Genomic DNA, 25999 nt, shown 5'->3' with positions numbered 1-25999 from the left:
TCACCCCCAGGCGCCCCAGCCGGGCAGCAAGGACGCACGGCCATGACCTATATCAGGGACCTCAGCGACGTGGGGCCAGGCGACGTCGCCGTGGCGGGCGGCAAGGCTGTGGGCCTGGGCGGCCTCCTCCGGGCCGGGCTGCCGGTCCCGCCCGGGTTCGTGCTTACCACCGCCGCGTACTCAGGGTTCGTGGACGCCAACAACCTCGCTGCCGGCATCCAGGAACTTGCCGCCCTGCCACCGGACGCGGAGCCGCAGGCGTATGAGGATGCCTCCAGGCGGATCGGCGCCCTGTTCACCACCGGCACCATGCCCGCCGGGATCGCCGCGGAACTCGGTGCCGCCTACGGGCGCCTCGGCAACGGAACACCCGTGGCAGTCCGCTCCTCCGCCACGGCCGAGGACCTCGCCTCGGCCAGTTTCGCGGGGCAGCAGGAAACCTCCCTGAACGTCCGCGGCATGGTGGAACTGTCCACGGCCGTGATCGGCTGCTGGGCCTCGCTCTGGACGGCGCGCGCCATGTCCTACCGCGCGCGCGAAGGCGTGGAACCCGGCCAGGTGCGCCTTGCCGTCGTCATCCAGCAGATGGTGGAGGCCGACGCCGCCGGGGTCATGTTCACCGCCAACCCCGCCAACGGCCGGCGGGACCAGACGGTCATCAGTGCCGCGTGGGGCCTGGGCGAGTCGGTGGTCAGCGGGACGGTCACCACCGATGACGTGGTGGTGGACGCCGGGACCGGTTCCGTGCTGTCGCGGCGGACAGCGGACAAGGACGTGATGACCGTCTATGCGGAGAACGGCACCCGGGAGCAGCCGGTGGCGGCAGCCCGCCGTCGCCAACCCGTGCTCGATGACCGGGAGGCGGCGGAACTTGCCGGCCACGGCCGGCGGGCCGCCGCGCACTTCGGCGCCCCGCAGGACATCGAGTGGGCGCGGGCCGGCGGCAAATTCTTCATCCTGCAGTCCCGCCCCATCACCGCGCTGCCCGAACCGACGGCGGACACCCCGGAGGCCTGGCCCGTGCCGTACCCGAACGGGCTCTACTTCCGGGCGAGCATCGTGGAACAGCTTCCGGACCCGCTTTCGCCGCTGTTCGCCGACCTGGTGGACGGCTCCGTGGCAAGGTCGCTGCAGGCCCTGATGACGGAGGCCCTGGGCAAGAACGTTATCCGCGAAGGGGACGTCGGGCTGCCCACCGTCAACGGCTACGCCTACTACTATTACCGCGGCTCGGGCATGTGGCGGATGATGGGCAGACTGCTGACGGCGGTGGGTGCGCTGGCCCGCGGCAAGGCGCACATGGGGATCGCCGGCTGGCGTGAGTTCTCCCACCCGCGCTACAAGCAGGCCATCAAGGACTGGCAGGAAAAGCCGCCGGCCCAGTTCACCGGCGGGGAACTGCTGGCGGGCGCGCAGGCGCTGCTGGACGCCGGTACCGTCTACTACACGGCCGTGCAGTCCATCATCCCGCTGGCCACCAGCAGCGAGCTCGCCTTCCGCACCTTCTACGACAAGCTGGTCCGTCGCGCCGGGGACCCGCCGGCCCAGACGTTCCTCCTGGGGTACGACAGCGAACCCATCCGGGCGGAGAAGTCGCTCTGGGACCTGGCCGCCTGGGCCCGCAGTGACCCCGGGCTGGCATCAGTGCTGCTGGAACGGCCGACGGCGGAGCTCACCGAGTGCCAGCGCACCGGATCGCCGCCCGCAGGGGTGGACGACGCCCTGTGGCAGGAGTGGCGTTTCGCCTTCCGGGAGCACCTGGACCTCTACGGCCACGCGGTCTACAACCTGGACTTCGCCACCCCGGTGGCCACGGATGATCCGTCCACCCTCCTGGCGACGGTGAAGTTCTACCTGCGGGGGCAGGGCACCGACCCGCACGAGCGGCAGCGGCTGTTGACCAGGCGCCGGGAGGAGCTGACTGAACAAGTGGCCGCCCGGCTGGGGCCGCGCCGCCGGGCCGCCTTCCTCCGGCTGCTCCGGTGGGCCCAGGACACCGCGCCGGTCCGCGAGGACGCGCTGGCCGACGTCGGGCTCGCCTGGCCGCTGCTGCGGCAGATGCTGCTGGAACTCGGGCGCCGGCTGGTGGCATCCGGCGTCATCGCGGAGCCCGCCGACGTGTTCTGGCTGCGCTTCCAGGAGGTGCGGACCGCCGTCGAGTTCGGCCTCGCCGCCCCCGGGGCGCACGCCGCCATCACCGGAGCGGACCGCCCCGTCCGGTGCCAGTTCGGGGCGGGTCACCGCTCCGGCCCGCGTCCTGAGCGGGCCCCGGGACTTCGGCCGGATGGAGCCCGGGGATGTCCTCGTTGCACGGATCACCACGCCCGCCTGGACCCCGCTGTTCGCCATGGCCTCCGCCATCGTCACCGACGTGGGCGGCCCGCTGAGCCACAGCTCCATCGTGGCCCGCGAGTACGGCATCCCCGCCGTCCTGGGCACCGGCGCGGCCACGCAGCGGCTTGCCACCGGCCAGCAGGTCACAGTTGATGGCGACGCCGGCACGGTCACTATCGAGCACCCATGAGTAAGGAGCCGGCATGAGGGAGCAGCATCCTCCGACCCTGCGTTTCCTGGGGGCAACGGACACCGTAACCGGATCCCGGTACCTGGTCCGGTCCCAGGGCCGGCACGTCCTGGTGGACTGCGGGCTCTTCCAGGGATACAAACGCCTCCGCGACCGCAACCGCGTGCCTTTCCCGGTCAATCCCGCAAACATCGACGCCGTTGTCCTGACGCATGCGCACCTGGACCACACCGGGTACATCCCCGCGCTGGTCCGGGACGGTTTCCGCGGCCCCGTGTACGCAACGGCCGGCACCACCGAGCTGTGCAAGCTGCTGCTTCCGGACAGCGGATACCTCCAGGAAGAGGAGGCCCGCTACGCCGACCACACCGGATCCACGTCGCACCACCCTCCCGTGCCCCTCTACACGGCAGCCGACGCCGTCCGGTCCCTCGACAGTTTCATCACCCGCGACTTTGACGCGCCGGTCCAGCTGCCCGGAGGCATCGAGGCAACGTTCCTGCCCGCCGGCCACATCCTCGGCGCGGCACAGGTGCACCTCAGAGTGGGCGGCCGTACCGTCCACTTCACCGGGGATCTGGGCCGTGCCCACGACCCCCTGATGTACCCGCCCCGGGCGCTGGAACCGGTCAACGTGCTGGTCGCCGAGTCAACCTACGGCAACCGCGAACACCCGGCGGGGAATCCGGAGGCCGAACTGGGCGAGGTCATCACGCGGGTGGCCAAGCGGCAGGGGGTCATCATGATCGCAGCGTTTGCGGTGGGCCGGGCAGAGACGGTGCTGCTGCACCTCTCACGCCTCCTGGCCAAGGGCGCCATTCCGCCGGTCCCCGTCTACCTGAACAGCCCTATGGCCATCGACGCGTCCGGCATGTACCAGCGGCACCGCGAGGAACACCGGCTCAAAGACCAAGAATTCGAGGCCATGTACAAAGTGGCCGTCCCGGTCCGCAGCCCTGACGATTCCAAGCTGCTCAACCTCCGCGGCGGGCCCATGATCATCATCTCCGCCAGCGGCATGCTCACCGGCGGCAGGATCCTCCACCACCTGGCAAGCTATGGACCCGACAGGCGGAACGCCATCATCCTCAGCGGCTACCAGGCAGGCGGTACCAGGGGCGCCTCCCTGGCCGCGGGCGAAAAGTACCTGCGCATTTACGGCCAGGAAGTCAGGGTGGAGGCGGAGGTCATCCAGATGGAAGGACTGTCCGCGCACGCCGACGCCAACGAAATCATCCAATGGATGAAGGCTGCCCCCCAGGCGCCGTCCATGACGTACATCACGCACGGGGAACCGGATGCCTCGGACACCCTCCGGGCACGCATCAAGCACCAGCTCGGATGGAAAGTCCGCGTCCCGGAACATCTGGAGACCGTCTCGCTCGAGAACCCCGCTGACCAACCGCCGGCAGGCCACACCCCGGGCGAGGGTGTCCTACTCCTCGCTCATCCCGGGGTGCACCGGAACAAAGTCGATCTTGTTGCCCGAGTTCGAGCGGCCTGCGGTCGTCCGGGAGTACCCGCGCGCGTCGAGGTTGTTCTTTGCCCGGAATTCGGCAAGGGCGGCGTTGTAGGCGTGGTTGAGGGCCTTGCCTGAGAACTCGCCGGTGCTGCCGTCGTTGAAATTGATCCTGATGCGGACGCTGGCGGGGTAGAGCCGGTTCATCCGGATGAAGCCATCTGCGTCCTGCTGGAGAGTAATCACGGAGAAACTGCTTTCGTTGTGGCCGGACTCCAGTCTGGCGCATAGTGCACCGCCCACATACCAGGCTCCCTGCGGCATCGGCTTGCCGGGCAGCACAGCGACCTTTTGGCCCCAGTAATGTTTCGGCGGTTCAGGGGCGTCATCACTGCCCGGCGATTCCGGAATACAACCTCCGCTGTGATAATCCGGTAGGTATGTCTTCCTTACCCGAATCTTCCCCTACGGCTTCAACTGCCGAAGAACGCAGCGCCCGCATCGCCGTCACGCTCTTTCCCGTGCTGATCCTGGCTGGAGGTGCCGTGGCGCTTGCTGCCCCCTCAGCTTTCACCGGGCTCGCCCCCTGGATCAACCCCCTGCTGGGCATCATCATGTTCGGCATGGGGCTGACCCTCACTCCTCCCGACTTTGCCGTCATCGCCAAGCGCCCCATACCGGTGGTCATCGGAGTGGTGGCTCAGTACGCCATCATGCCTTTCCTGGGCTGGCTCGTCGCGGCAGCGCTGGGCCTGCCGCCTGCGCTGGCTGCCGGCGTCATCCTGGTGGGTTGCTGCCCCGGCGGAACGGCCTCCAATGTGGTGTCCTACCTGGCTAAGGGTGACGTTGCCCTATCCGTGGCGATGACCAGCGTGTCAACGCTGATCGCTCCGCTGCTGACCCCGGTCCTGGCACTGTGGCTGGCCGGCCAGTACATGCCCGTGGACGCCGGCTCCATGGCGTGGTCCATCGTCCAGATTGTGCTGCTCCCGGTATTGCTGGGCCTTGTGGCCCGCCTCTTCCTGCCGCGCCTGGTCAACAAGGCCCTGCCTGCCCTCCCCTGGATTTCGGTGCTCGCCATCACCGCCGTGGTGGTTGCTGTGGTCGCCGGGAGCGCGAAGGCCATTTTCGCGGCCGGGCTGTTGGTTCTCGCCGCCGTGATTCTTCACAACGGGCTGGGCTACGCCCTTGGCTACGCCGCGGCCCGCCTCTGCCGGCTTCCCATACCTTCCAGGCGCACCACCGCCATCGAGGTGGGCATGCAGAACTCAGGCCTCGCAGCAGGCCTGGCCCGGCAGTACCTGACCCCGGAAGCGGCGCTGCCCGGCGCCATCTTCTCCGTCTGGCACAACGTGTCCGGCGCCGTCCTGGCCGCTTACTGGCGCCGCCGCAGCACTCCCGCGCAGGTCCAGGCTGAGCCAGTTCCGGCGGCCGTTACGGAGTAGTAAACGCTTCGCCGGCGGCGTCTTTCTGCTGTGTTGCCGCTTCCGGTTGTTTAGCCTCCGGACGGTGCCTGCCGGACCATCCGGAACTCGGGCAGTTCCTCCCACTCCGGCGGCAGCGTGTTGCGCTTGCCGTCCGGGCGGAAACCCTGCTTCAGGTAGAAGGCCAGCGCCCGCGGATTGTCCTCCACCACCCACAGGTAGGCGGGGCGGTCGCCAATGGCGGCGCTGATAAGGGCTGCGCCGAGCCCCGTTCCGTACGTCCGGCGGAGGGTGTAGATGGAATACAGCTCCAGCGCTTCGGGGCTGTCCTCATCGCGGCCCGGCCCGGCGTCCGCGAAGCCCACCAGTTCGTTGTTGGCGTCCACTGCGATGATCCGCGGATCCGTGACAGCCAGGTTCGGCCGGCGCCGCTCCACCCGTTCGGGGATGCTGGCCCTGCGTCCGCGGAAGAACCCGGGTGATAGCAGGTGCGGGTAGCACTCCTCGTGAGCCAATGTGTGCATAAGGACCACCGCCTCGGCGTCCTCGGGCGTGGCCTGGCGAAGTTGAAAGTCCATTGCGCCAGCCTAGCTTTCGACGCGCACACGCGGGCACTGAAGGAGATCGGCGGACCGCCCGGCTGGGGAAGCCAGCAGCCAACGGTCCTACGGCTCGTACTGCACGCCGCAGCCCTCACCGGTCGGTCTTGACCACCGTGAACAACACCGCCGAGTCCTCCTCAGCTTCCAGGCTGTGCAACCCGTTCGGGACGATCAGGAGGTCCCCAGCCTTTCCCTGCCAGGCCTCACCGCCGGACTTGAGCCACACCGATCCCCTGATCACGTAGACCGTGGCCTCGCCGGGATTCTGGTGCTCGCTCAGCTGGGTGCCGGCCCGGAAGGCCATGACCGTCTGGCGCAGCTTCTTCTCGTGACCGCCGAACGCCGTGTCCGCCGCCCGCCCGCTGGGGGCCGCCACCGCCGCCTCGAGCTGCTGGCGGGCCAGGGCATCAATCGATATCTTCTGCATGCGGACACCGTACCCACTACGAACGGCAGGGGCCAGGGCAAAGGGTCCCGCCGTGTCTAGGCTCCGCTCCACACCGATGCTGAACCGGAATGTCCCGTCACCACAGACTCGTAGATCAGGAACACGCCCGCCACTACTCCCAGGATTGATGTCACCGGGATAAGCCAGCGGACGCCCAGCACACGTCCGACGCCGCGAAACGCCGGCCACCGCGTCACCGCGGACGGGAAGGAAGCGAGGACCTGGCTGGCAACGACAACGAGAAAGATGACCGTAACGTATCTGAAGAAACTGCCGTCCTCGGCATGCTGTTTTATGAGCTGTGACGCTGGCCGGATATCTTCCAGCTGCTCTCCTGCTTCCGCGGTCAGGACGGACAGCGGCACCAGCAGGACTGCCAACGCCCCCAGGGGCCAGGCCAAGTAGGCCCGGCTGCGACGCAAGAGAGCGAAAACCACCGCCATCAAACCTGCCAGGGGCGAAAGGACAACAACGCCGTGGATCAAGAGGATGTGGGCCGGCAGGCCACCGATTTCCATCAAGGTAACTCCTGGAATGTAAGGCGCTGTGGTTGTTATTGGACTGCGCGGGGAGATGCTGGGGAGCTAGGCGATTCCGGTGGTTCCCAGCAGCAGCCCAACACCGTAGGTGAAGGCCATGGCAAGGGCACCACCAACGACCAGCCGCAGGGTCGCCTTCCGCTTGGAACTCCCTCCGATGTTTGCACTGACGGAGCCCGTGAGCGCAAGGGCGATTACTACGGCCGCGAACGTGAGCGGGACCCGCACCTCGGCAGGGGGAAGGAGGATCGCCAGTAGGGGCAGGACCGCGCCGATGGTGAAGGCGATCGCTGACGCAAGCGCAGCATGCCAGGCACTGGCCACCTGTCCCTCGTCTATTTTTAGTTCGGCTTCCAGGTGCGCGCCCAAAGCATCGTGGTCGGTGAGTTCGCGGGCTACCGTCCGGGCCGTCGCTTCACTGAGCCCTTTGGCTTTGTAAATCGCGGCAAGTTCTTCCAGCTCACCTTCGGGATCGTCGCGAAGTTCCTGACGTTCCTTGTCGATCAGGGCGCGCTGGCTGTCGCTCTGGCTGCTGACCGAAACGTACTCGCCCAGAGCCATGGAAACGGCACCACCCACCACCGCCGCCGCTCCGGCCACCAGGATAGGAGTGACATCGTTGGTAACGCCGGCAACACCCACCACGGTGGCGGCAACGGAGACTATGCCGTCGTTCGCGCCAAGGACACCAGCCCGCAGCCAGTTCAGCCGGGCGGCAACGGAATCGTTGTGGGGCTCATTCGGATGCGGCTTAAGCAACTCAGACATAAGGGCAAGTAAAGCACCGGACAACTGCTTGGACTACCCAGGTTTGCATGCCCTTCCCCGCTCCGGATCTCGGCCCGATGTTTGGGTCCTTCGACACGAATACCGTCGAACTTAAGCCCTCCTACAGCTTCGGGATCAGGACCGGGGTATTTTTCTTATATTCCTCGTACTCGCGCTCGCCGCCCCACTTCTTGTCCGCCTTCTTCTCCAGGAGCGGGATGCCGCTGCCCTTGATCAGCAGCAGCGCCACGAACACCGGGGACAGCAGTGCCACCCACTGCCAGCCCTCCAGCACCGGCACGGCGATCAGGAGCACCCCGACCCAGAGCACAATCTCGCCGAAGTAGTTGGGGTGCCGGGACTTTGACCACAGGCCCGTGGAGATGAACCTGCCCTCATTGGCCGGGTCGGCCTTGAACCGGCCCTTCTGGTTGTCCGCCACAGCCTCAATGCCGAAGCCAACAGCCCACACCAGGAAGCCTGCCAGCGCCCACCAGTCCAGCCCCACCCGGGTGGCGGAGGTAATCGCGATCCAGGCCGCGGCCGCGGTGAGGACAACCCACAGGCCCTGCACGGTCCAGGTGTTCAGGAAGCGGAGGTAGGACGGCTTGATTTCGTCGAAGCGGTCGTCCTTGCCGTGCTTGCTGACGCGGCGGAAGAGGAAGCTTCCCAGCCGGAGGGCCCACACCACCACCATGGCCGCCAGCAGCAGGCCGCGCGCATCGACGCCCGGCGTGAACAGGACCAGGAGGACCGTGATGGAGATGTAGGTCAGGGCGCCGGTGAGGTCGTAGTACTTTTCGGTCTGCGCCTTGAACGCGGGGATAAAGGCCAGCCATTGAATGAGGAACGCCGCCGCCACCCCCAGTGCAAAAAGTGGGAAACCGCCCACGGTGGCACCACCCTGGCTACCGGCGACGGCAACGAGAGCCCCCACCAGCACCGCAATGACAAAAATGATGAGCGCCTTACGGTCCGAGTCCTTCATGAGGATGTTCCTTTCGCACGCCGGGCCGGAAGCCGCTGGAGGCACCGGCGCAACCGCCTATTCAAACTGATTTGATTACAAGCTTATCTAATTACTATATAGACTAGCGAAGGAGAGGAGGAACCATGAGCGCACGCACGTACCATCCGGCCGCCCTTGCCCTACAGGCAGTGCTGGCACTGGCCAACGAGACCGAACGCGAAGTGGCAGGCAGGCTGGGGCTGAACCTCACCGACTACCGCGCCCTCTCTGCCCTGTCCCAGTCCGGACCCCTGACGGTGGGGAACCTCGCTGTGAAGCTGGGCGCCACGGCCGCCACCACCACCGCGATCGTCAACCGGCTGCAAACCCGCGGCTACGCCGAACGCCTCCGGGGCGGAGGCGACCGCCGCCATGTCCACGTCAGCGCCACCGCCGCCGCCTCCCGGGACATCATGCACCTGATGCGGCCCCTCATGGACGCCACCAACCGGCACATCGAATCGCTGCCCGCCGCCCAACAGGACGCCGTGGCCGGGTTCCTCCACACCGCCCAGCGCCTCATGCAGGACCACCTGCACACGCTTACACCAAAGGACACCGCTTGAGAGAGTTCTCCACCCCGCTGCTGGTTGAACCGTCCAGCCACCGGAACGCCACGGAGCTGCTGATGCAGCGGTTCCGGACGTCCCCGGACCACGTCGCCTTCGAGGTGCGCGCTTCCGAAGGCGCCATCACGGATCCGTGGCGCCAGGTGACCACCCGGCAGTTCGTCGGGGAGGTGCGCGCCCTTGCCAAAGGCCTCATCGCCGCCGGACTGCAGCCCGGCGAATCCCTCGCCATCATGTCGCCCACCCGGTACGAGTGGGCGGTGGCGGACATGGCAGCGTGGTTCGCCGCCGCCGTCGTGGTCCCCGTCTACGAAACCTCCGCCCTGCCCCAGGTGGCCGCGGTCCTCGACGACGCCGCCGTCCGCCTGGCCATCGCTGGCACCGCCGGGCATGCCCTCCTGCTGGAACAGGGCTTTGAACAGGCCGGACGGACCAGCCTGGGCGTCTGGACCATGGACCCGCGCCCCGGCGCGGACCTTGCCGAGCTGACGCAGCGCGGCGCCGGCGTCCCGGACAGCGCCGTCGAGGAGCGGCGCCTGCTGCCGGACCTCGACTCGGTGGCCACCATCGTCTACACCTCCGGCACCACCGCCGCCCCCAAGGGCGCCCTTATCACCCACGGCAACTTCGTGGGCCAGGTGCTCAACGTGGGCGCCGCCTACACGGGCGTGGTCCGCGAAGGCGGCAACACCGTCATCTTCCTGCCCATGGCCCACGTGCTGGCCCGCGGCCTGCAGCTGATCTGCCTGGCCAACGGCATGCGCATCGCCCACCTCTCCGATCCCAGGGACGTGGTGCCCGCCCTCGGCGTCCTGAAGCCCACGTTCCTGGTGGTGGTCCCCCGCGTGCTCCAGAAGATCCAGGCGTCCGCTGCCGCCGCCGCAGCCCGTAAGCACCTGGGGCGGGTGTGGGTGGCGGCGCAGCAGACCGCGGTGGAGTGGGGCCGGTTCGCCGAAGCGCACGACGCCGACCCCTCCGTCCGCGCCCCGCTCGGCCTGCGTGCCAGGCATGCAGTGTTCGACCGCCTTTTCTACGCCCGGCTGCGCGCGCTGGTGGGCTGCCGCCTGGACTACCTGCTCTCCGGCGCCGCCGCACTGGACGCCGAGCTGTCCCTGTTCTTCCGCGGCCTGGGCCTGCCCGTCATCGAGGGCTACGGCCTCACGGAAACCACCGCGCCGCTCACCGGGAACATGCCGGACGCCATCAGCGCCGGAACGGTGGGCGTCCCGATGCCCGGAACCACCGTGCGCATCTCGGACCGCGGCGAGGTGCTGGCCCGCGGCGTGGGCGTGTTCGCCGGCTACCGCAGGCCGGCGGACAACCAGGACGCGTTCACGGACGGGTACTTCCACACAGGGGACCTCGGAGAGCTCGACGAGCTGGGACGGCTCACCCTCAAGGGCCGGATCAAGGACGTGATTGTCACCGCCGGCGGCAAGACCATCACCCCGGCCATCTGGGAAGGCTATGTGGAGGGCGATCCGCTCGTGGCCCACGCCGTCATGGTGGGCGAGGGCAAACCGTACCTGGGCGGCCTGGTGCTGCTGGACCCCGAGTCGGTCACGGCGTGGGCCGAGCGCGAGGGCATCAACGATCTCGCCGGGCTGCGGGTCCCGGACGACGGTTGCGCCGTCCAGATCGAGGACGCGCGCCTCCTCAGCACCATCGGCAAAGCGGTCAGTGCCGCCAACGCAAAGCTGGCCCGCTCCGAGCAGGTGCGCACGTTCGTGCTGCTGCTGGCCGACCTCAGCGAAGCCAACGGAATGGTCACACCCACCATGAAACTCAAACGCACCGCGTTCACCGAACGCGCCCGCCACATCGTGGAGAACCTCTACGCCGAGTCAAGGAGCCAAGCATGAACACCCGGACCAAAAGATGGCTGTTCTCCTACGCGGTCACCGCCGTGATCTTCGCTGTGCTGGACCTCGTCTGGATCAGCTTTGTGGCGAGCAACCTCTACCAAAGCCAGATCGGCCACCTGATTGCCCCCAGGCCCAACGCTGCCGGAGCCGTGGCCTTCTACCTCATCTTCGTGGCCGGGATGGTGCACTACGGCGTCCGCCCCAACGACGCGCACGCCACCCTGCGGCAGCGGGTCACGGGCGCGGCGCTGTTCGGCTTCTTCACCTATGCCACCTGGGCGCTCACGGCGTTTGCCGTGCTCAAGGACTTCCCCGCCGTCGTCGCCGTGACGGACATCCTCTGGGGCGCCGCGGCCTGCAGCCTGGTCACCTGGCTGACGGCCACCGTCCTGCGCCGGTTCCTCGCGAGGGACCGCGCGTCCTGACGCACTCCTGGCCAAAGCAGCAAGCACCGGTGCGGGTCCGACGGCGGCACGCACCCTCCGCCGTCGTCCTTTCCTTAGGCGTCCGCGACGTCCTGCAGCACCTCGTTGTGGCGGAGGAACCACGGCTTGAACGGCGGATCAAAGCGGGCGAACCGGGGCGGCCCCACGGGCGCCAGCCCTACCAGGTTCAGCGCGGCCTGCAGCCCCTCGTTGTTCCGGGCAAACGCGGCCTCCGAACCGCTGCCGGAGAACCGGACAACCGCTGTCAGGGAGCCGGGGACGGCACGGATTTTCACGTCGGGATTCTGCGGAACGGGTGCCGTCTCTGCGGTGAGCCCCGCAGGCAGCACAAAAGCAACGGAAAAATCAGTGGGTGCACCGCCCTGCAGCGGGCCGCTTTGGAGCACGGGGGCGGTCATCGCCAGCTTCTGCGAGGCCCCCGGCGCCTGGATGACGGGCGCCGTCATGGCGAGCTTCTGCCGCGCGGTGTTGCTGCCGCTGATGTAGTTGAAGAGGTGCCTGAATGCGGCGTTCCCGGCACGGTCAAAAGTCGCGTTGACCTGGACTTCCGCCACAGCATAGGCGGGATAGCGGCGCAGCTCGAAGTGCGGGTAGCGCCTCACGAGCTCATAGGGTTGCTGTTCAGTCATGGTCCCTCAGACCCTACGCCGCAAAGCCCCGGAGCGTAACCCGGGCGGCCCCATTGGGTAGTGTCTGATCATGGACAGCGACACCCTGCTCAACTTCCTGTTGGTCCTCTTCTTTGTGCTGCTGGGCGGGGTGTTCGCCGGCACGGAGATGGCGCTGGTGTCCCTCCGCGAGAGCCAGGTCCGCCGGATGGAAAAATCCGGGAAGCGCGGGGCCCGGATCGCCGCCCTGGCGGGCAACCCCAACCGGTTCCTGTCCACCGTCCAGATCGGCGTCACGCTGTCCGGGTTCTTCTCCGCCGCGTACGGTGCGTCCACCATCGCGCCGGACGTCGAGCCCCTCCTGGAAGGCATTGGCTTCGGCTCCGCGGCCGAGCCGGCCGCCTTCATCGGCATGACGCTGCTGGTGGCGTACCTTTCCCTGGTGCTCGGCGAACTGGTGCCCAAGCGCCTGGCAATGCAGAGCGCCGTCGGCTTCACCAAGGTCCTGGCCCCGCCGCTGGGCGTCCTCTCCGAAATCATGCGGCCCGCCATCTGGCTGCTGTCCGTCTCCACGGACGCGGTGGTGCGGCTCTTCGGCGGCGACCCCCACGCCAAGCAGGAAAGCATCAGCTCCGAGGAACTGTGGGACATGGTGGCCGAGAGCGACATGCTGGAGGAACACAGCCGCGTTATCCTCAGCGACGTGTTCGGCGCCGGCGAGCGCTCGCTGCAGGAGGTGATGCGCCCGCGCACCGAGGTGACGTTCATCAACGGCAGCCTGAGCATCGCCGAGGCACGCGGCATGGTGCGGGACGGCCCGTTCTCGCGCTATCCCGTCATGGATAAAACGCCCGACGACGTCCTGGGGTTTGTCCACATTCGTGACCTTATGCCCCGCGAGGGAGGGTACGACGACGGTCCGGTGCGGGGCATCGTGCGGGAGATCCTTCCGCTGCCGGGCACCAACAAAGTACTGCCCTCGCTGTCCCGGATGCGCCGCCTGGGCCAGCACATCGCGCTGGTGGTGGACGAGTACGGCGGCACGGACGGCATCGTCACCCTCGAGGACCTGGTGGAGGAGCTGGTGGGAGAAATCTACGACGAGTACGACACCGGCGTGGACGCCGAGGACCGCATCACACGGGCCAACGGGACGGTGGACGTGGACGGCGCCCTGATCCTGCAGGAGTTTGAGACAGCGTCCGGCATCGAACTGCCGGAGGGCCACTATGAGACCGTGGCCGGGTACGTCATCGACCGGCTGGGCCGGCTCCCCCGGGTGGGCGACAGCGTTGAGGTGGCCGGCCACGTTCTCACCGTGACGGCGATGGACCGGCTGCGCATCTCCCGGATCCGGGTCACTCCCGCGGAAGGGCAGGCGGGCGTAGACTGACGCCACCGGTGACGGTGGAGGCAGGTTTACCGAGGAAAAGGCTCAGCTCAGCCCAGTGCCTCGCATATGTCTAAACTCGTCCCATATGTTGCCAACGACGTGAATGTTGAACCATCCGACTCCAATGAGAAAACCGTACGGCCGTGATAGATATTGCTGCTAGGCCCCGCGGGATCATCCTCCGGGAACAAAATTATCAGCGCGGAACCTCGGATCGTGGAGCTGTAGGTACCGTCTGCGTTGGGGACTGTAACCTGACTTGATCCCGTTGATCTGGTAACTAACTCTTCGCCCGTGTCTAAGTTGGTAAATGTCAGGGTGTAACCCCGTCCGGTCGTCAGGATCCGCACAGGATCGCCGTTCTGGTCCACAAATGTCCTCACCTTTCCCATAGGGTCGGAGCCTTCAATCCGCAAGTCGAAGTCCGGACACGCGATCCCAGCGGGAAGATCGATGGGATCAAACGGTGCCAGGGGATCGTTTGGGATAGGTGGGGCGCCCGCTGCTGCAGTTGGTATTGCCAGTACCGCGGCGGCAAGAAGGGAAACGGGAACGAGTTGACTTAGTGCAGGAAAACGCATGATGTCTCCAATGATCCGGCTTGGACGGTCAATTGACCGCAGCAGAAAGATGGGCTTCCAGAAGATAGCCGCACGTCAAATGTCGCCGAAACATTCGGCGGGGCGACGCCGGCGAAGCGACTGCCAATGGCAGTGCCGCGCAGCGCCGAAACAACTACTGTCGCGTTCCCCGGCATCTGTGAGCCTACTCAGGACTCAAGAGGAGTCAACAATCACTTGCGTTAGAACCGGGCCACTGTCAGGAAACGTCGGAAGAGTCCCTGGGTGGATCCGGGTCACTCCCGCGGCAGGACAGCCGGGCGTAGACTGACGCCACCGCTGACGGTGGAGGCAGGGAAGCCATGAAGAGCATCCGGGCGCAGGTCCTCGAAGCTGAACAGAGTGCTGCCCTGGGTTCCGGGGAGGATGAGCGGTTTTCCGGGTACGGGGTGATGGGCCTGTCCTTCAGTTCCGGCCATGTCCTGGCCATGCGGCGTTTCCCCGTCACCAGTGTTGGGCCCGGGTATAAATCGGTGTGGCTGCGCCGGCCCTCCGGCTCCTGGACCATCTACGCCGACGCCCCGCCCGCCGTGTCCTGCGCCCGCTACTTCGGCGCCGCCCTGGAGGCTGCGGTCCAATGCCCTGTCACGGTCACCTGGACGGGCGATTCGGCGTTCAGTGTGCACATTGGCGCGGACGTGGACCTGGCCTGGGACCTTGAGCTGGCGTCAACGCCCGTCACGCGTGCCATGACGGCGGTGCTGGCGGCCCTGCCTGGCGCGGTCCTGGAGAACACGGCGGTCCTGAAAGCCATGGGTGCGGCCTCGGGACCGGTGTTGCGAGCGGGACGGCTTGGATTGACCGGGGCTGTTCCCAACGGGCAGGGCTTCCGCGCGAAACCCCGCCGCCTGTGGTTCGTGTCCCGCAGCTCGGCCTCGCTGGGAGGGCAAGACTTTGGCACCCTGCAGCCACTGCGCGTGCAGACCCGGCTGGGCGACTTCTGGATTCCGCAGCGTGGCATCTTCCTGATCGGCGCGTCATCCTTTGACGCGTTCGACCCCGCCCGCCATCTCCCCGCCAGCGTTCCCGGGGCTGACTGAACATCAGACTTCCCGAGCCTGGGGACTTCCGGGCCCGGGAACCTGGGCGCCTACGCACCCGCCAGGTTTTCCAGGACACCAAGCGCGACGGCGGTCCCGTCCTCTGCGCGCACCAGCTCACCGGTGCGCGCGGCCTGACCACGGCAGCTTCCTGCCTCGCCAAGGACACGGGCCAGCGTGTCCGCGGTGAGTTTCCGGTACGGGACCGGCTGCGGGCCGAGGCCGCGCCGGTGCAGGACTGCTCCCCAGAACGGCTGGTCAGCGATGAACGGCACCACCACGGACGGAACCCCTGCCCGCGCCACGGCATGGACCGTTCCCGCCCCGCCGTGGTAGATCGCGGCCGCGGCGCGTGGCAGGACCAGGTGGTGGGCCACCGATTTTCTGACCAGGACATCACCGCCCATCGCAGCCGCCGGAATGTCGATCCCTCCCCAGCCCGTGGCAACAAGCGCCCTCAGGCCGTTCCTCCGGGCCGCCTCAATGATCGCTTCGCCGCGGGCCCGGGCGTCGCCGGCCTTCATGGACCCGAACCCCGCGTACACAACATCCCCGCCGTTGAGGAAAGCTTCCAGCTCGTCGTCGATTTCCGTGGCCGCGGGTTTGTCGGCCCAATGGCCCGTCAGGTGCACCGATTCGGGCCAATCGGACGGGCGGGGAAGCAGGTGGGGACTGACGGGGATCAGTGTGGCGCGGGTTTCCGTTGCCGGTGTGCGCCCTGGCGGCAGCAGGTCCAGCGCAGATTGCAGTTCCCGCCTGAACATCAGGGTGGCCGCCCGGGCCGGGGCGTAGCTGGCCCGGTTCAGCGGGCCCAGGCTGGCCGCGGGGATGATGGGCGACGGGAACTCCCTGGTGGGCGTCAGCGCGGGCACGGTCTCCACCAGCACTGACGGGATCCCCAGCCTGCGGGCCGCGGCCGGAGCACTGAGGACCTTCGGGTGATAGACCACCACATCCGGGGCGAACGCCACGATATGCTCCACGGCCGCGGAGAGAAGCTGGCCGACGGCGGGCCGGATCACTGTCCGGAAGGTCCTGGCCGCAGCCCGGGGCGAAACCCCCTGGTCACTGACGAGCCGTGCGAAGTCCATGCGCAGGCTGACGGTGTCCAGGCCGGCGGTGTCCGCGCCGGAGTTCTCCGGAATGGCAATCCGGACCTGGTGCCCCCGGGCCGCGGCGGCCCGGGCCAGGGCAAAGAAGGGTTCCACGTCGCCGCGCGTCCCGGCGGTCAGCAGCATCACCTTCATGGCGCGAGGGTCCTTGCCCCGGTGGGGAGTGTTGGCGTCATGCTGCCAGGTCCCGCCGGCGCAGGAAGTAGGCTGCCAGGGCGGCCCCGGCCGCCGCGACCAGGAGCAGGCCCGCCGCCCCCGCTTGGTTGAAGGATTCCACCGGCATGGCGGAGGAGTGCCGGAACGGGCTCGCGTCCTGCAGCCACGCCGGCAGGCCGAACAGCTCCCCGAACTCGCCCAGGACTATGGCCACAGCAAGCACGCCCCACGCCACCAGGATGCTCAGCCGAGGTGCCAGCGCGAAGGCGACAGCGGCCGCGGCCGCGAACACCAGGGCTGCCGGGACGTGGGCCAGCGCTGCCGGCACGAGTGACCAGGCGGGCCCGTCGGAGGTCCCGGAGACAGCCAGGCCGACGGCGGCCGCGGTTCCCGCCGTCGTCGACACCACTGCGGCGGAGACTGCGGCGACGAACAGGTTGGCGCCCAGCCAGCGGGCACGGGATACCGGCGCTGACAGAAGGATCTCCGCCCTGCCCTCCGCTTCCTCGGCGCGCATCCGGAGGACTGCCTGGATCCCGGCGGCGGCCGCGAACACCCCTGCCATGCCCAGCAGCGCCGTGACGAACACGTCGATCAGTCCGGTCTGGCCGCCCGGCACCAGCCTGGCAATGAGCTCCCTCAACGGTGCAATGCTGGAGACTGTTTCGGAGGCCATGGGACTGAGCACGCCTGCCACCGCTCCCAGGGCGGCGGCCCCCACACACCATCCGGCCAGGGTGGAACGCTGCAGCCGCCAGGCCAGGCCCACAAAGGACTGGCCGCCCACGCCCGCACGCTCTTTGCCCACACGCTCGGGCAGCAGGCTGGCACCCACGTCCCGCCGTCGTCGGATCACTACCGCCAGTGCCGTCAGGACGGCCGCGGCAGCCAGGGGCACCAGCAGGACCGCCAGGTCCGGGCTGGTGAACGGCCGGGTGCGCTGGCCCCAGCCGATGGGCGAGAGGAGCGAAGGCCAGGCACTTGTGACGTGCAGCAGGTCCGCTGACGGTGTCCCCAGCGCGTCCCCGATGCCGCGGACCAGGTAGGCCACGCCGACCAGTCCCGCGGCGGCACCGTTCGTGCTCCGTCCCGACGGCAGGGCCTGGGCGGCCACGGCCGCAAGTGCCACGAAGAAGATGCCCACGCTTCCGACGGCGGCGCCCGCCGCAGCCGAACCGGCCGCGGGCAGTCCGGCCGCGATAAAGGCGCCGGCCACAAAGACGGCCAGCACCAGGTTCGCGGCGGTTCCCAGCAGCAGCGTTGCCGCCAGGGACGCGGCCCGCGGGATGGGCACCGAGCCAAGGAGTTCGGCCCGTCCCAGTTCTTCGTCCGAGCGCGTGTGCCGTACCACCAGGAAGGTGCTCATGAGGCCGGCCAGGACTGCCGTGAACGCATAGCCCTGGAAGAACACCACCGCGCCCACGCCGGTTCCGTCCGGCAGGCCGCGGAGGAACAGGAACGCAGGATTCGCTGATGCCAGGGTGAGGATGGCAACCTGCGCTGCTTCATCCGCGAACTGGGTGGCGACGGCGGCGGAGGTGGCGAAACTGAGCAGGGTGATGCCCAGGATCCAGACGGGCACCGCCACCCTGTCCCGCCGGGCCTGGAACAGGAGCAGCCGCAGCACCCCGGGCATCACAGCACCCCGCTGTCCGTGCGCTCGCTGCTGTCCTTGCCGTTGCCGGCCCGCTTTCCACCCGTCCGCTGTCCCCCGTTACCGTCGCTGTAGTGGCGCAGGAACAGGGACTCCAGCGACGGCGGAGCCACCGACAGGCCGCTGATCCCCGGTTCCGCGATGCCAGCCAGGACAGCCCCGAGGTCCCCGGGGTCGGCGTCGAACTCTGCGGCGCTGCCGGCGATACTCACCCCGTGGGTGCCGGGCATCCCAGCCAGCCGTGCCGGATCAGCCAACCCGGTGACGCGGAAATGCGTGCGCTGCAGGTGCCGCAGTTCGCCCAGGGTGCCCGTTTCCACGGCTGTCCCGGCGCGGATGATGGTCACCCGGTCGCAGAGCTGTTCCACTTCGCTGAGGATGTGGCTGGACAGCAAAACGGTGGCTCCGTCCCGGCTGACCCGCGCAATCTGGCGCCGGAATACGGCATCCATCACCGGGTCCAAGCCGGCGCTCGGCTCATCCAGCAGGTACAGCCGGGCGGGGCGGGCAAACGCCGCTATCAGGGCGACCTTCTGCCGGTTGCCCTTCGAATACGTCCGGGCCTTCTTGCGGGGATCGAACTCGAACTCCGCAATGAGGTCGCGGCGCAGTTTGTCGTCGGCACCGCCGCGCAGGCCTGTGAGGAGGTCGATGACTTCGCCGCCGGAAAGGTTCGGCCACAGGCTCACGTCACCCGGAACGTAGGCAACGTCCCGGTGCACTGCCACCGGGTCGGCCCACGGGTCCAGCCCGAAGACGCGGGCGGTGCCCGCGGTGGGACGGATCAGGCCCAGGAGGATTCGGAGCGTGGTGGATTTGCCGGCGCCGTTGGGACCCAGGAATCCGTGGACCTCCCCCGGCGCCACGCTCAAAGTGAGACCGTCCAGCGCACGGGTTCTGCCGAAGTGCTTAGCCAGGACGTGGGCTTCAATAACGGGTTGTGCTGCTGCATTCATCGGCAGTCCGCTCCTTGGCTCGTCACGCGAACGCCCCTGGCGGCGCCAAGGCGTTCCGCAGGCATTGACTGCGGGCCGACCAGGCTTCCCGGCTCTCCGATCCACAGCATACAAGCGCCCGCACCGGCGAGGAAGAGCCCCAGGGCACTGGCGCCGTGGCGTGTGTCAAGGCGGGGCAGGGGCCCTTAGGCCACCAGCCTGGCCACCAGTTCGCCGCGGCTGCCCACACCCACCTTCTCGAAGAGCGACTTCAGGTGGTCGTGCACAGTGTGCGGGGAGATGAACAGGTGGCGGGCGATGTCCGCCGTCGGGTTTCCGGACAGCACCTCCAGGCAGACCTCCTGTTCGCGTGCCGTAACGCCATACGCGGCCAGCAGCAGGGTGGCCAGGTCATGGGTGGTGGCGGGTTCCACGGTAACCACCATCTGCTCGGGATCGTCACCGGTGATCAGGCGGCTGGCCTGCAGCACCACCCAGCTGTTCCCGGCGTCGCGCATCCTGGCCCGGGCCGTGCCCGAAACGGCCGCGGAGGCCTGTGCCACCACCGAGTACAGCACCATGCTGAACCGGCCCGGCGCGGCGTCCTCCACCTCGGCGAGCCAGGAAGCGGCCGCGGGGGTTGCCGCCTTCAGTTCCCCGTGCCGGCCAGCGATCACAATCACGGGTCCGACGGCGGCGGCCCGGGTTGGGTGCCCTGCCCTCACCGCGATCCTGGTGGCGGCCGCCAGGGTGGCTGTCACCGCCGCCAGGAACTCCACCTCGCGGTCCGTGAAATCCCGGCCGGCATCGCGGAAGATGCTGCCGACACCCCAGCAGGTACCGTCCACCCGGAAGGCCGCCCGCAGTTCGTGCTCCAGGCCCTGCGGCTTGAGCAGGTCATTGATCCGGACACTGCGGACCACCTCCCGGTGCGGGGCGTCGGACAGGCGTGCGATGGGACGGGGACGCCGCAGCAGCTGGGCGAAGGTGTTCGGTTCGTTTTCCGAATATTCAGTCTCGGCGAAGCGGGCAGAGTACTCCACAAAATCCTCTCTCCGCACCGGCCACGGCTTCCAGTTGGTGATGGACGTCATCACCAGGGTGTGGGGGTCGACGCCGGCCCAGCACCCCTGCTCGAACGGCACCGTGCGCTGCACCACCGCGAGCGCCGCAGGGTAGAGGTCCGCCAGGTTCATTCCGCTGGTGGCCAGGGCGGCGATGTCCCGCCGGGCACGCTCAGCGCGCTCCTCCCACATAGCTCCAGTATCCGCCCGGGTGGCCGCAGCGCAATCCCCCAAAGCGGGTATTCCCCGGGCACCCCGGAACCCCCTCGCAGGGGATGGGGAAGTTGCGCACCGCCGTCGTACTCTTCCCTCATGAACGCCGTATCCCAGATCTTCGCGGTCCTCGCCGCAGTGGTGTACATCGCGGTGTTCCCGCTGGAAAGCTTCCTGATGCACCGGCCGTGGGCGCAGAAGTTCCTGAGTACCCCGCCGCGCAATGTTCCGGCCGTGATGATGTGGGCCATCCCCACCGGGTTCCGGAACCTGGTGATCGGCCTGGGAGTCCTGGCGGGGGTGGCCGCGGTGAACATGGGCTACCTGGTGGTGGGCTACACCCTGGTGGTCTACTGCTGCCTGAACATGGTGCTGACCGCTCCGGCCATGTTCCTGGCGGACATGCTGGGCCACTATCCGAAGAAGGGCGACAGCATCCCGGGCACCCTGGGCGCCACCGTTCCGGCCCTGCTGGCACTGGTGACGTTGCCGTTCTGAACACTGATATTGATTGGAGGTCCGCGATGGGACAGGCACGCGAAGTCATGGACCGTCTCACCACGGCCATGGACGAAAAAGACAAAGAGACGCTGGCCCGGTGCTACGCAGCAAACGCTGTTGCCTACACCCCCGACGAAGGGGAACTGACCGGGCGCGACGCCATTACCAACTACCTCTTCCACTTCTGGGAGTCCATGCCCGACGTCCGGTACGAGCACGGTGACAGCTACGAGGCCGGAAACGTGGCCATTGACGAGGGCTTCGTCATCGGGACGAACACCGGGCCGCTGAGCCTGCCCACCGGCGAGACAATACCGGCCACGGGCAAGCAGGTCAGGGTCCGGAGCTGCGATATCGCCCGGGTTGAAGGAGGGGAAATCACGTCCCACCACTTCTACTTCGACCAGACGGAGTTCCTTGGACAGCTCGGACTGATGCGCGAACTGACGTCGCACTGACAGTGGGACGCCGGGACCAACTCACGGAAATGCCGTGGACACCCTGCGAGGGTATCCACGGCATCGTGTTGCGTCGTTGTCCTCTTCGGGAACTGCCCCTGAACTACGCGCGCTGGGCGATGTTGAGGATGTTCCCCTCGCTGTCCAGGAACCAGGCGCCCTTTCCGAATGAGTCGGTGGACACGCCGTTCTCCGTCTTCAGGCCAGGGAAGTCGTAGTCTTCGAAGACCACGCCGCGGCCCCGCAGTTCCTCCATGTCCCGTTCAAGGTTGTCCGTCTCCCAGCCCATCTGGGTGTTCTTTGCAGTGCCGGCGTTGTCGGTCTGGTAGATGAGGAAGCTGGTTCCCTTGCCGCAGCGGTACAACAGGCTTTCCTCGATGGTTTCAGAGGGTTCCAGTCCCAGCTTGTCCCGGTAGAAATCCTTGGCCCTGTTGATGTCCTTCGCGGGAAGAACAGCCATGATTGCTGAATCCTTGAGCATGGTGATTCCTTTATGCGTTGTGCGCACTGATGGCGGTTGCTCTCCCCCGGCTGCGCTCCCCCGGGACATCCCGGTGAGGAGCGCATGGCCGCCCGTCGCGCCACTTCCGGGGCGGCCACCTGGAACCGTGCGTGCCCCGCCAGCCATCAATGGCGCGCGTGTCCCCGAAGCCTACGTGGCCATTATGGAACCGAATTGCGCCCACGGAAATAGGGAAATGTTATTGACCCTGCAGAGGTTTCAGGCCCTTGGCGTAGGCGGCTTGTCCAACGTGCTGGAGGCAGTCGGCGAGGGTGCTGACAAGCCGCACACCGAGCGTGACGGGCGGGTCCCAGCGGGTGTCGACAACGCGGTCAAGATCACCATCACCGAGGGTCTCCAGGAAGTCCACGGTCTGCCGGTGGACGGCGTTGTAGTAGTCCAAAAGCAGTCGCGGCTCGGCGCGCACGGCGTCCACCTGCTCACTGGAATGTCCATACCCGGTGTCTTTCCGGGGCAACGGCAGGGCGAAGCGGCCCACGAAATCCTGCGCGGTCCACACCTGCTCGCGGCCAGCGACGTCCGCCACCTGCGCATCCTCCACGCGGCCCAGGTGCCATACCAGCCAGGCGATCGAGTTGCCGGTGCCGCCTGGCCGCAGGGCCAGCGCCCCGCCGTCGAGCCCTTCAAGGGTGGCCTCCACGGTCTCGCGGATCCGGCCAAAGGCGTCCAGCAGTAGTTCGTTGGTCTTCACGGTTCCCTTCCTGCGTTTTTTCCCAGGGGCGCGTGGGCCCCTGCGTTATTTCCGGATCTCCGCCTGCCGCAGCCGGACCATCTCCTCCACCACGTCATCCGGGACGGGGTGGTCCGGGGTGAACCGGACGGTGCCCTTCGACAGTGAAAAGCCCTCCAGCCTGGGCGCGACGGCGTCCACCACCCCGGGCGAGAACGGGAAGATGGACAGGTGCTTGGCTGCCGCCGCCACACCGATCAGCGGCTTTCCGTCCAGCTTGAGGGCAGGCATCCCGTAGCTTCGGCCTTCCTCGGCGTCCGGGACGATGCGCCGCGCGGCCGCGATAACGCGCTGCAGGCAGCCGCGCGCAGGTTCAGCCAAGGCGGCAAGGGAATCGTCAACGTCACCCATGCGGTCAGTCTAGACCCGTGCGCAGCCCGGCGCCGCCAGGCTTTCCGGCTACGCTTTCGAAGCCCGGATCGCCTTGCGCAACGCCGCTCCGACGGCCGAAATGACTGGCACCAGGCAAACCAGTGCCACCACGGTGTTGGGCCGGAAGGACACCTGCCCGCCGACGTTCCGGTACACACCAAGCGGGAGCACCATTCCGCCTCCCCCGCCGCCGGAGGCGCCGTCCGGCCCGGCTTCGCCGCCTCCACCGAACCCGAAGGACACCAACGCCACCGGGATAACCTCTTCCCCTCCGAGCTGGACCGGGGAACCGTACGCCCTGGAGACGCTGACGTTCTTGAATGCTTCGATCAGTGTCGGGAATGCATCAGCCATGGCCCCACCCTATGGGCGTTGGTCCGGCGGCAACAGACCTGCCACCGGGCTTTCCGGTCAGGTTTGAACGCGCCGGCGGTAGTCCCTCGGCGTCTCCCCCGCGTCGTTCAGGAAGTGCCGGTTGAAGTTGGACAGGTTGGAGAAGCCCACTTCGTAACAGATGTCCGAGATGGGCTTGTCCGTCCGCTCCAGCAGGCGCCTGGCATGGGCAAGACGGAGCTTGCGCACAAGATCGCTGAAGTTCTGGCCGGTGGCGCGCTTGAAGTACTTGGAAAAGGTGGGCTCGGGCATGCCCACCAGCGCCGCTGCCTCGGACATTTTGGCACTGCCGGCGTGGTTGCTGAAGACATACTCCAGGACAAGGTCGACGACGGCGGCGGCCTGTCCGTCCAGCTGCGGCCTGAACCATTCCTCGGCAAGGTAGCGCCGTTCCTCCTGGGGTGCCCGGGTCAGGATTCCAAAGAGGGCGAACAGGTGCTGGAGCCGCTGCAGCCCGCTCGTAGCGCCCATCGCCTCGATGGCCGCGGCTGCCTCCTCCGCTGAACGTCCCAGGAACTCGATTCCCCGCCGGGACTGCTCCAGCAGCGGCCCCACCTCGGCCAGTTCGGGAACCAGGGCCGCCGCCTGTTCAACCCATCTGCCGTCGAACTGGATGACGGCATCCCGGTTCTCGAGCACCTCACCTGGCTCAAGGTCACTGACCCAGTCGTGCGGCAGGCCGGACCCCACCAAGGCAACGTGCCCCGCCTCGAACGTGCCGATATGGTCACCAACAATGAACTTTCCGGTCCCCTTGCGGATCAAGTGGATCTCGTACTCGGGATGGTAGTTCCACCGTGCCAGCGGGCTGGGGTAGCTGTGCTGGTGCCACCGGACCGAATGGTTGGGATCAGGCGGGATGACCTCGCGGTTTGCCCGCATCCCCAGCAGGCGTTCGGCGAGCCGTGCCGTGGCTCCGTCAGCTATTTCCGCGGCGGTCATCGAGGTGCTCCATAGGGGTGGCCGGTTATGAACTCGGGACAGGCATTGGTGGTCCTGGTCCCAGAGTAGCGCCTTCACGGGGGTGCGCGGCGGGAAAATAAGTATCAGAAAATGGCAACCAGGGCGCTAGTTGTTACCTCAGCCTCCCGCCTAACCTTGAACTACATCAGCGAGGAACCCCCGGAATCTCCGGTCCCAGCCCTCGCCCAGGTCCAGCACCCCGGCACGGCAGTCGAGGTGCGGTGACTGTGCACCCCTGAAGAACAAAGGAGTCCTTAATGCGCCCAAAAATGCGTGCTGCGACCCTGGCCGCCGGCGCTTTGTGTGTCGCGCTGAGTGCCTCGGCCTGTGCAGGTGCCGGCGGCGGCAATTCCGCCGGAGACCCGAACAGCATCAGTGTCCTGATGGTCAACAACCCCCAGATGGAGGACCTGCAGCGGCTCACGGCAGAGAACTTCACCAAGGAAACCGGGATCAGGGTCAACTACACGATCCTGCCGGAAAACGACGTACGGGCCAAGATCAGCCAGGAGTTCTCCAGCCAGGCCGGCCAATACGACGTCGCCTCCCTCTCCAACTACGAGATCCCGTTCTACTCCGCCAACGGCTGGCTGGCGCCGCTGGACGACGTCGCTGCCGATCCCGGATTTGACCAAGACGACATCCTGCCCGCCTACACGGCGTCCCTCACCGGTGAGGACGGCAAGCTGTACGGCGAACCGTTCTACGGGGAGTCCTCCTTCCTGATGTACCGGAAAGACATCCTGGACGCCAAGGGCCTGGCCATGCCGGCAAAGCCCACCTGGGATGAGGTTGCTGGCATAGCGGCAAAGGTGGACGGCGCGGAACCGGGCATGAAGGGCATCTGCCTCCGCGGACAGCCGGGCTGGGGCCAGGTCTTCGCACCCCTGACCACCGTGGTGAACACCTTCGGTGGAACCTGGTTCGACAAGGACTGGAACGCCCAGGTCAATTCCCCCGAGTTCACCGAGGCGGTGGAGTTCTACACAACTCTGGTGCGCGAGCACGGTGAAGCAGGCGCCGCGCAGGCAGGGTTCACCGAGTGCCTGAACAACATGAGCCAGGGCAAAGTGGCCATGTGGTACGACGCAACGTCCGCCGCAGGGGCACTGGAAGCCGAGGATTCCCCGGTCATGGGCAAGATCGGCTACGCCCAGGCGCCGGTCAAGGAAACCGCCTCTTCCGGCTGGTTGTGGACGTGGTCCTGGGCCATGCAGGCTGCGTCCAAGAAGCAGGACGCTGCTGAGAAATTCATTGCCTGGGCCAGCTCAAAGGACTACGAGGAACTCGTCGCCTCCGAGCTCGGCTGGGCAAAGGTCCCGTCCGGCAAGCGCATCTCCACCTACGAAAACGCGGAGTTCCAGAAGGCCGCCCCGTTCTTCGAGGCAGAACGCTTCGCCATCGAGAACGCCGACCCGAAGAACCCCGGCGCGCAGGAACGTCCCGCCGTCGGCATCCAGTTTGTGGGCATCCCCGAATTCGCAGCCCTGGGAACGAACGTGTCCCAACGCGTCAGCTCCGCCATCGCCGGCCAGGGCAGCGTGGCCGACGCGCTGGCCAAAGGCCAGCAAGCCGCCCAAAAGGTCGGCGACAAGTACAAGCAGCCCTAAC

26 protein-coding genes and 1 pseudogene are annotated in these 25999 nt (G+C 67.4%); 12 read left to right on the top strand and 15 right to left on the bottom strand.

All coding sequences use genetic code 11. The annotated features are described in order from the left end of the window. Positions 1 to 42: 42 nt before the first annotated feature. From AC4BCK_RS05260 to AC4BCK_RS05245, 4 genes and pseudogenes are all read left to right on the top strand, one after another. A pseudogene (locus AC4BCK_RS05260) lies at positions 43 to 1953 on the top strand (PEP/pyruvate-binding domain-containing protein); the annotation flags it as partial. 331 nt (positions 1954 to 2284) lie between these two features. After that, positions 2285 to 2524, top strand: coding sequence for a PEP-utilizing enzyme (locus AC4BCK_RS05255; protein ID WP_490566679.1), 240 nt, complete (start codon positions 2285 to 2287; stop codon positions 2522 to 2524). Positions 2525 to 2537: 13 nt separating this feature from the next. Then, positions 2538 to 4121 (top strand): MBL fold metallo-hydrolase RNA specificity domain-containing protein, encoded by a 1584-nt coding sequence (locus tag AC4BCK_RS05250; protein ID WP_490566678.1) that lies wholly within the window; start codon positions 2538 to 2540, stop codon positions 4119 to 4121. Positions 4122 to 4423: 302 nt separating this feature from the next. After that, a complete protein-coding gene (locus AC4BCK_RS05245; RefSeq protein ID WP_363938700.1) occupies positions 4424 to 5428 on the top strand; it encodes a bile acid:sodium symporter family protein in 1005 nt (334 codons plus the stop codon). 50 nt (positions 5429 to 5478) lie between these two features. On the opposite strand, the gene AC4BCK_RS05240 is transcribed toward AC4BCK_RS05245, so the two are convergent. The 5 genes from AC4BCK_RS05240 to AC4BCK_RS05220 form a co-directional block, all read right to left on the bottom strand. Further along, a complete protein-coding gene (locus tag AC4BCK_RS05240) occupies positions 5479 to 5985 on the bottom strand; it encodes a GNAT family N-acetyltransferase (protein ID WP_363938697.1) in 507 nt (168 codons plus the stop codon). 115 nt (positions 5986 to 6100) lie between these two features. Then, complete coding sequence (locus AC4BCK_RS05235; RefSeq protein WP_157238926.1) at positions 6101 to 6436, bottom strand: cupin domain-containing protein; 336 nt, start codon at positions 6434 to 6436, stop codon at positions 6101 to 6103. 56 nt (positions 6437 to 6492) lie between these two features. Continuing rightward, entirely contained in the window at positions 6493 to 6975 is a 483-nt protein-coding gene (locus AC4BCK_RS05230; protein WP_363938805.1) for a hypothetical protein, read from the bottom strand. A 66-nt stretch (positions 6976 to 7041) separates the two neighbouring features. After that, positions 7042 to 7764, bottom strand: a complete 723-nt coding sequence (locus AC4BCK_RS05225) for a VIT1/CCC1 transporter family protein (protein ID WP_363938696.1) — start codon at positions 7762 to 7764, stop codon at positions 7042 to 7044. Between the two features lie 121 nt (positions 7765 to 7885). Continuing rightward, entirely contained in the window at positions 7886 to 8752 is an 867-nt protein-coding gene (locus AC4BCK_RS05220; RefSeq protein ID WP_490566677.1) for a DUF1295 domain-containing protein, read from the bottom strand. 125 nt (positions 8753 to 8877) lie between these two features. Here AC4BCK_RS05220 and AC4BCK_RS05215 point away from each other — a divergent pair, with 125 nt between their 5' ends. Genes AC4BCK_RS05215 through AC4BCK_RS05205 form a run of 3 tightly spaced genes read left to right on the top strand, consistent with a single transcriptional unit; the run spans position 8878 to position 11632 of the window. Further along, complete coding sequence (locus tag AC4BCK_RS05215; RefSeq protein WP_400585736.1) at positions 8878 to 9339, top strand: MarR family winged helix-turn-helix transcriptional regulator; 462 nt, start codon at positions 8878 to 8880, stop codon at positions 9337 to 9339. Continuing rightward, positions 9336 to 11204, top strand: coding sequence for an AMP-dependent synthetase/ligase (locus tag AC4BCK_RS05210; RefSeq protein ID WP_490566676.1), 1869 nt, complete (start codon positions 9336 to 9338; stop codon positions 11202 to 11204). The genes AC4BCK_RS05215 and AC4BCK_RS05210 overlap by 4 nt, the downstream gene beginning before the upstream one ends. Next, the gene (locus AC4BCK_RS05205) at positions 11201 to 11632 is read left to right on the top strand and encodes a DUF2177 family protein (protein ID WP_490566675.1); all 432 of its coding nucleotides are present in this window, start codon (positions 11201 to 11203) and stop codon (positions 11630 to 11632) included. Before AC4BCK_RS05210 ends, AC4BCK_RS05205 begins: the two co-directional genes overlap by 4 nt. A gap of 74 nt (positions 11633 to 11706) precedes the next feature. Here the strand turns inward: AC4BCK_RS05205 and AC4BCK_RS05200 are convergent, their stop codons facing one another. Further along, entirely contained in the window at positions 11707 to 12282 is a 576-nt protein-coding gene (locus tag AC4BCK_RS05200; RefSeq protein WP_400575559.1) for an SOUL family heme-binding protein, read from the bottom strand. Positions 12283 to 12352: 70 nt separating this feature from the next. Here AC4BCK_RS05200 and AC4BCK_RS05195 point away from each other — a divergent pair, with 70 nt between their 5' ends. Next, positions 12353 to 13654 carry a hemolysin family protein gene (locus tag AC4BCK_RS05195; protein WP_490566674.1) on the top strand — a complete coding sequence of 434 codons (1302 nt, stop codon included), beginning with the start codon at positions 12353 to 12355 and terminating at the stop codon, positions 13652 to 13654. A gap of 922 nt (positions 13655 to 14576) precedes the next feature. Continuing rightward, positions 14577 to 15314: a hypothetical protein gene (locus tag AC4BCK_RS05190; RefSeq protein WP_364319478.1), complete on the top strand. Its 738-nt coding sequence runs from the start codon at positions 14577 to 14579 to the stop codon at positions 15312 to 15314. Positions 15315 to 15364: 50 nt separating this feature from the next. On the opposite strand, the gene AC4BCK_RS05185 is transcribed toward AC4BCK_RS05190, so the two are convergent. From AC4BCK_RS05185 to AC4BCK_RS05170, 4 genes are all read right to left on the bottom strand, one after another. After that, the gene (locus AC4BCK_RS05185) at positions 15365 to 16561 is read right to left on the bottom strand and encodes a glycosyltransferase (protein WP_251424248.1); all 1197 of its coding nucleotides are present in this window, start codon (positions 16559 to 16561) and stop codon (positions 15365 to 15367) included. A gap of 37 nt (positions 16562 to 16598) precedes the next feature. After that, entirely contained in the window at positions 16599 to 18218 is a 1620-nt protein-coding gene (locus AC4BCK_RS05180) for an ABC transporter permease (protein ID WP_490566673.1), read from the bottom strand. Then, positions 18218 to 19192 (bottom strand): ABC transporter ATP-binding protein, encoded by a 975-nt coding sequence (locus AC4BCK_RS05175; protein WP_490566672.1) that lies wholly within the window; start codon positions 19190 to 19192, stop codon positions 18218 to 18220. Before AC4BCK_RS05175 ends, AC4BCK_RS05180 begins: the two co-directional genes overlap by 1 nt. 185 nt (positions 19193 to 19377) lie before the next feature. Then, complete coding sequence (locus AC4BCK_RS05170) at positions 19378 to 20427, bottom strand: helix-turn-helix transcriptional regulator (protein ID WP_490566671.1); 1050 nt, start codon at positions 20425 to 20427, stop codon at positions 19378 to 19380. A gap of 120 nt (positions 20428 to 20547) precedes the next feature. Between AC4BCK_RS05170 and AC4BCK_RS05165 the strand changes: the two genes are divergently transcribed. Further along, complete coding sequence (locus AC4BCK_RS05165) at positions 20548 to 20946, top strand: DUF1304 family protein (RefSeq protein ID WP_104186288.1); 399 nt, start codon at positions 20548 to 20550, stop codon at positions 20944 to 20946. Between the two features lie 26 nt (positions 20947 to 20972). Beyond that, positions 20973 to 21407 carry an ester cyclase gene (locus AC4BCK_RS05160; protein ID WP_174175814.1) on the top strand — a complete coding sequence of 145 codons (435 nt, stop codon included), beginning with the start codon at positions 20973 to 20975 and terminating at the stop codon, positions 21405 to 21407. Positions 21408 to 21510: 103 nt separating this feature from the next. Here the strand turns inward: AC4BCK_RS05160 and AC4BCK_RS05155 are convergent, their stop codons facing one another. From AC4BCK_RS05155 to AC4BCK_RS05135, 5 genes are all read right to left on the bottom strand, one after another. Beyond that, a complete protein-coding gene (locus tag AC4BCK_RS05155) occupies positions 21511 to 21888 on the bottom strand; it encodes a VOC family protein (RefSeq protein WP_174175816.1) in 378 nt (125 codons plus the stop codon). Positions 21889 to 22108: 220 nt separating this feature from the next. Continuing rightward, positions 22109 to 22621: a mycothiol transferase gene (locus AC4BCK_RS05150; RefSeq protein WP_363938670.1), complete on the bottom strand. Its 513-nt coding sequence runs from the start codon at positions 22619 to 22621 to the stop codon at positions 22109 to 22111. A gap of 45 nt (positions 22622 to 22666) precedes the next feature. Continuing rightward, complete coding sequence (locus AC4BCK_RS05145) at positions 22667 to 23011, bottom strand: iron chaperone (RefSeq protein WP_174175820.1); 345 nt, start codon at positions 23009 to 23011, stop codon at positions 22667 to 22669. Between the two features lie 48 nt (positions 23012 to 23059). Next, positions 23060 to 23386, bottom strand: coding sequence for a hypothetical protein (locus AC4BCK_RS05140; protein WP_490566670.1), 327 nt, complete (start codon positions 23384 to 23386; stop codon positions 23060 to 23062). A 57-nt stretch (positions 23387 to 23443) separates the two neighbouring features. Beyond that, positions 23444 to 24367 (bottom strand): AraC family transcriptional regulator, encoded by a 924-nt coding sequence (locus AC4BCK_RS05135; RefSeq protein WP_490566669.1) that lies wholly within the window; start codon positions 24365 to 24367, stop codon positions 23444 to 23446. 278 nt (positions 24368 to 24645) lie between these two features. On the opposite strand from AC4BCK_RS05135, the gene AC4BCK_RS05130 reads away from it, so the two are divergent. Next, positions 24646 to 25998 (top strand): ABC transporter substrate-binding protein, encoded by a 1353-nt coding sequence (locus tag AC4BCK_RS05130; protein WP_490566668.1) that lies wholly within the window; start codon positions 24646 to 24648, stop codon positions 25996 to 25998. The last annotated feature ends 1 nt before the right edge of the window (position 25999 follow it).

Source organism: Pseudarthrobacter sp. As-47 (genome assembly GCF_058215595.1).
This window is presented reverse-complemented; position numbering and strand designations above follow the sequence as displayed.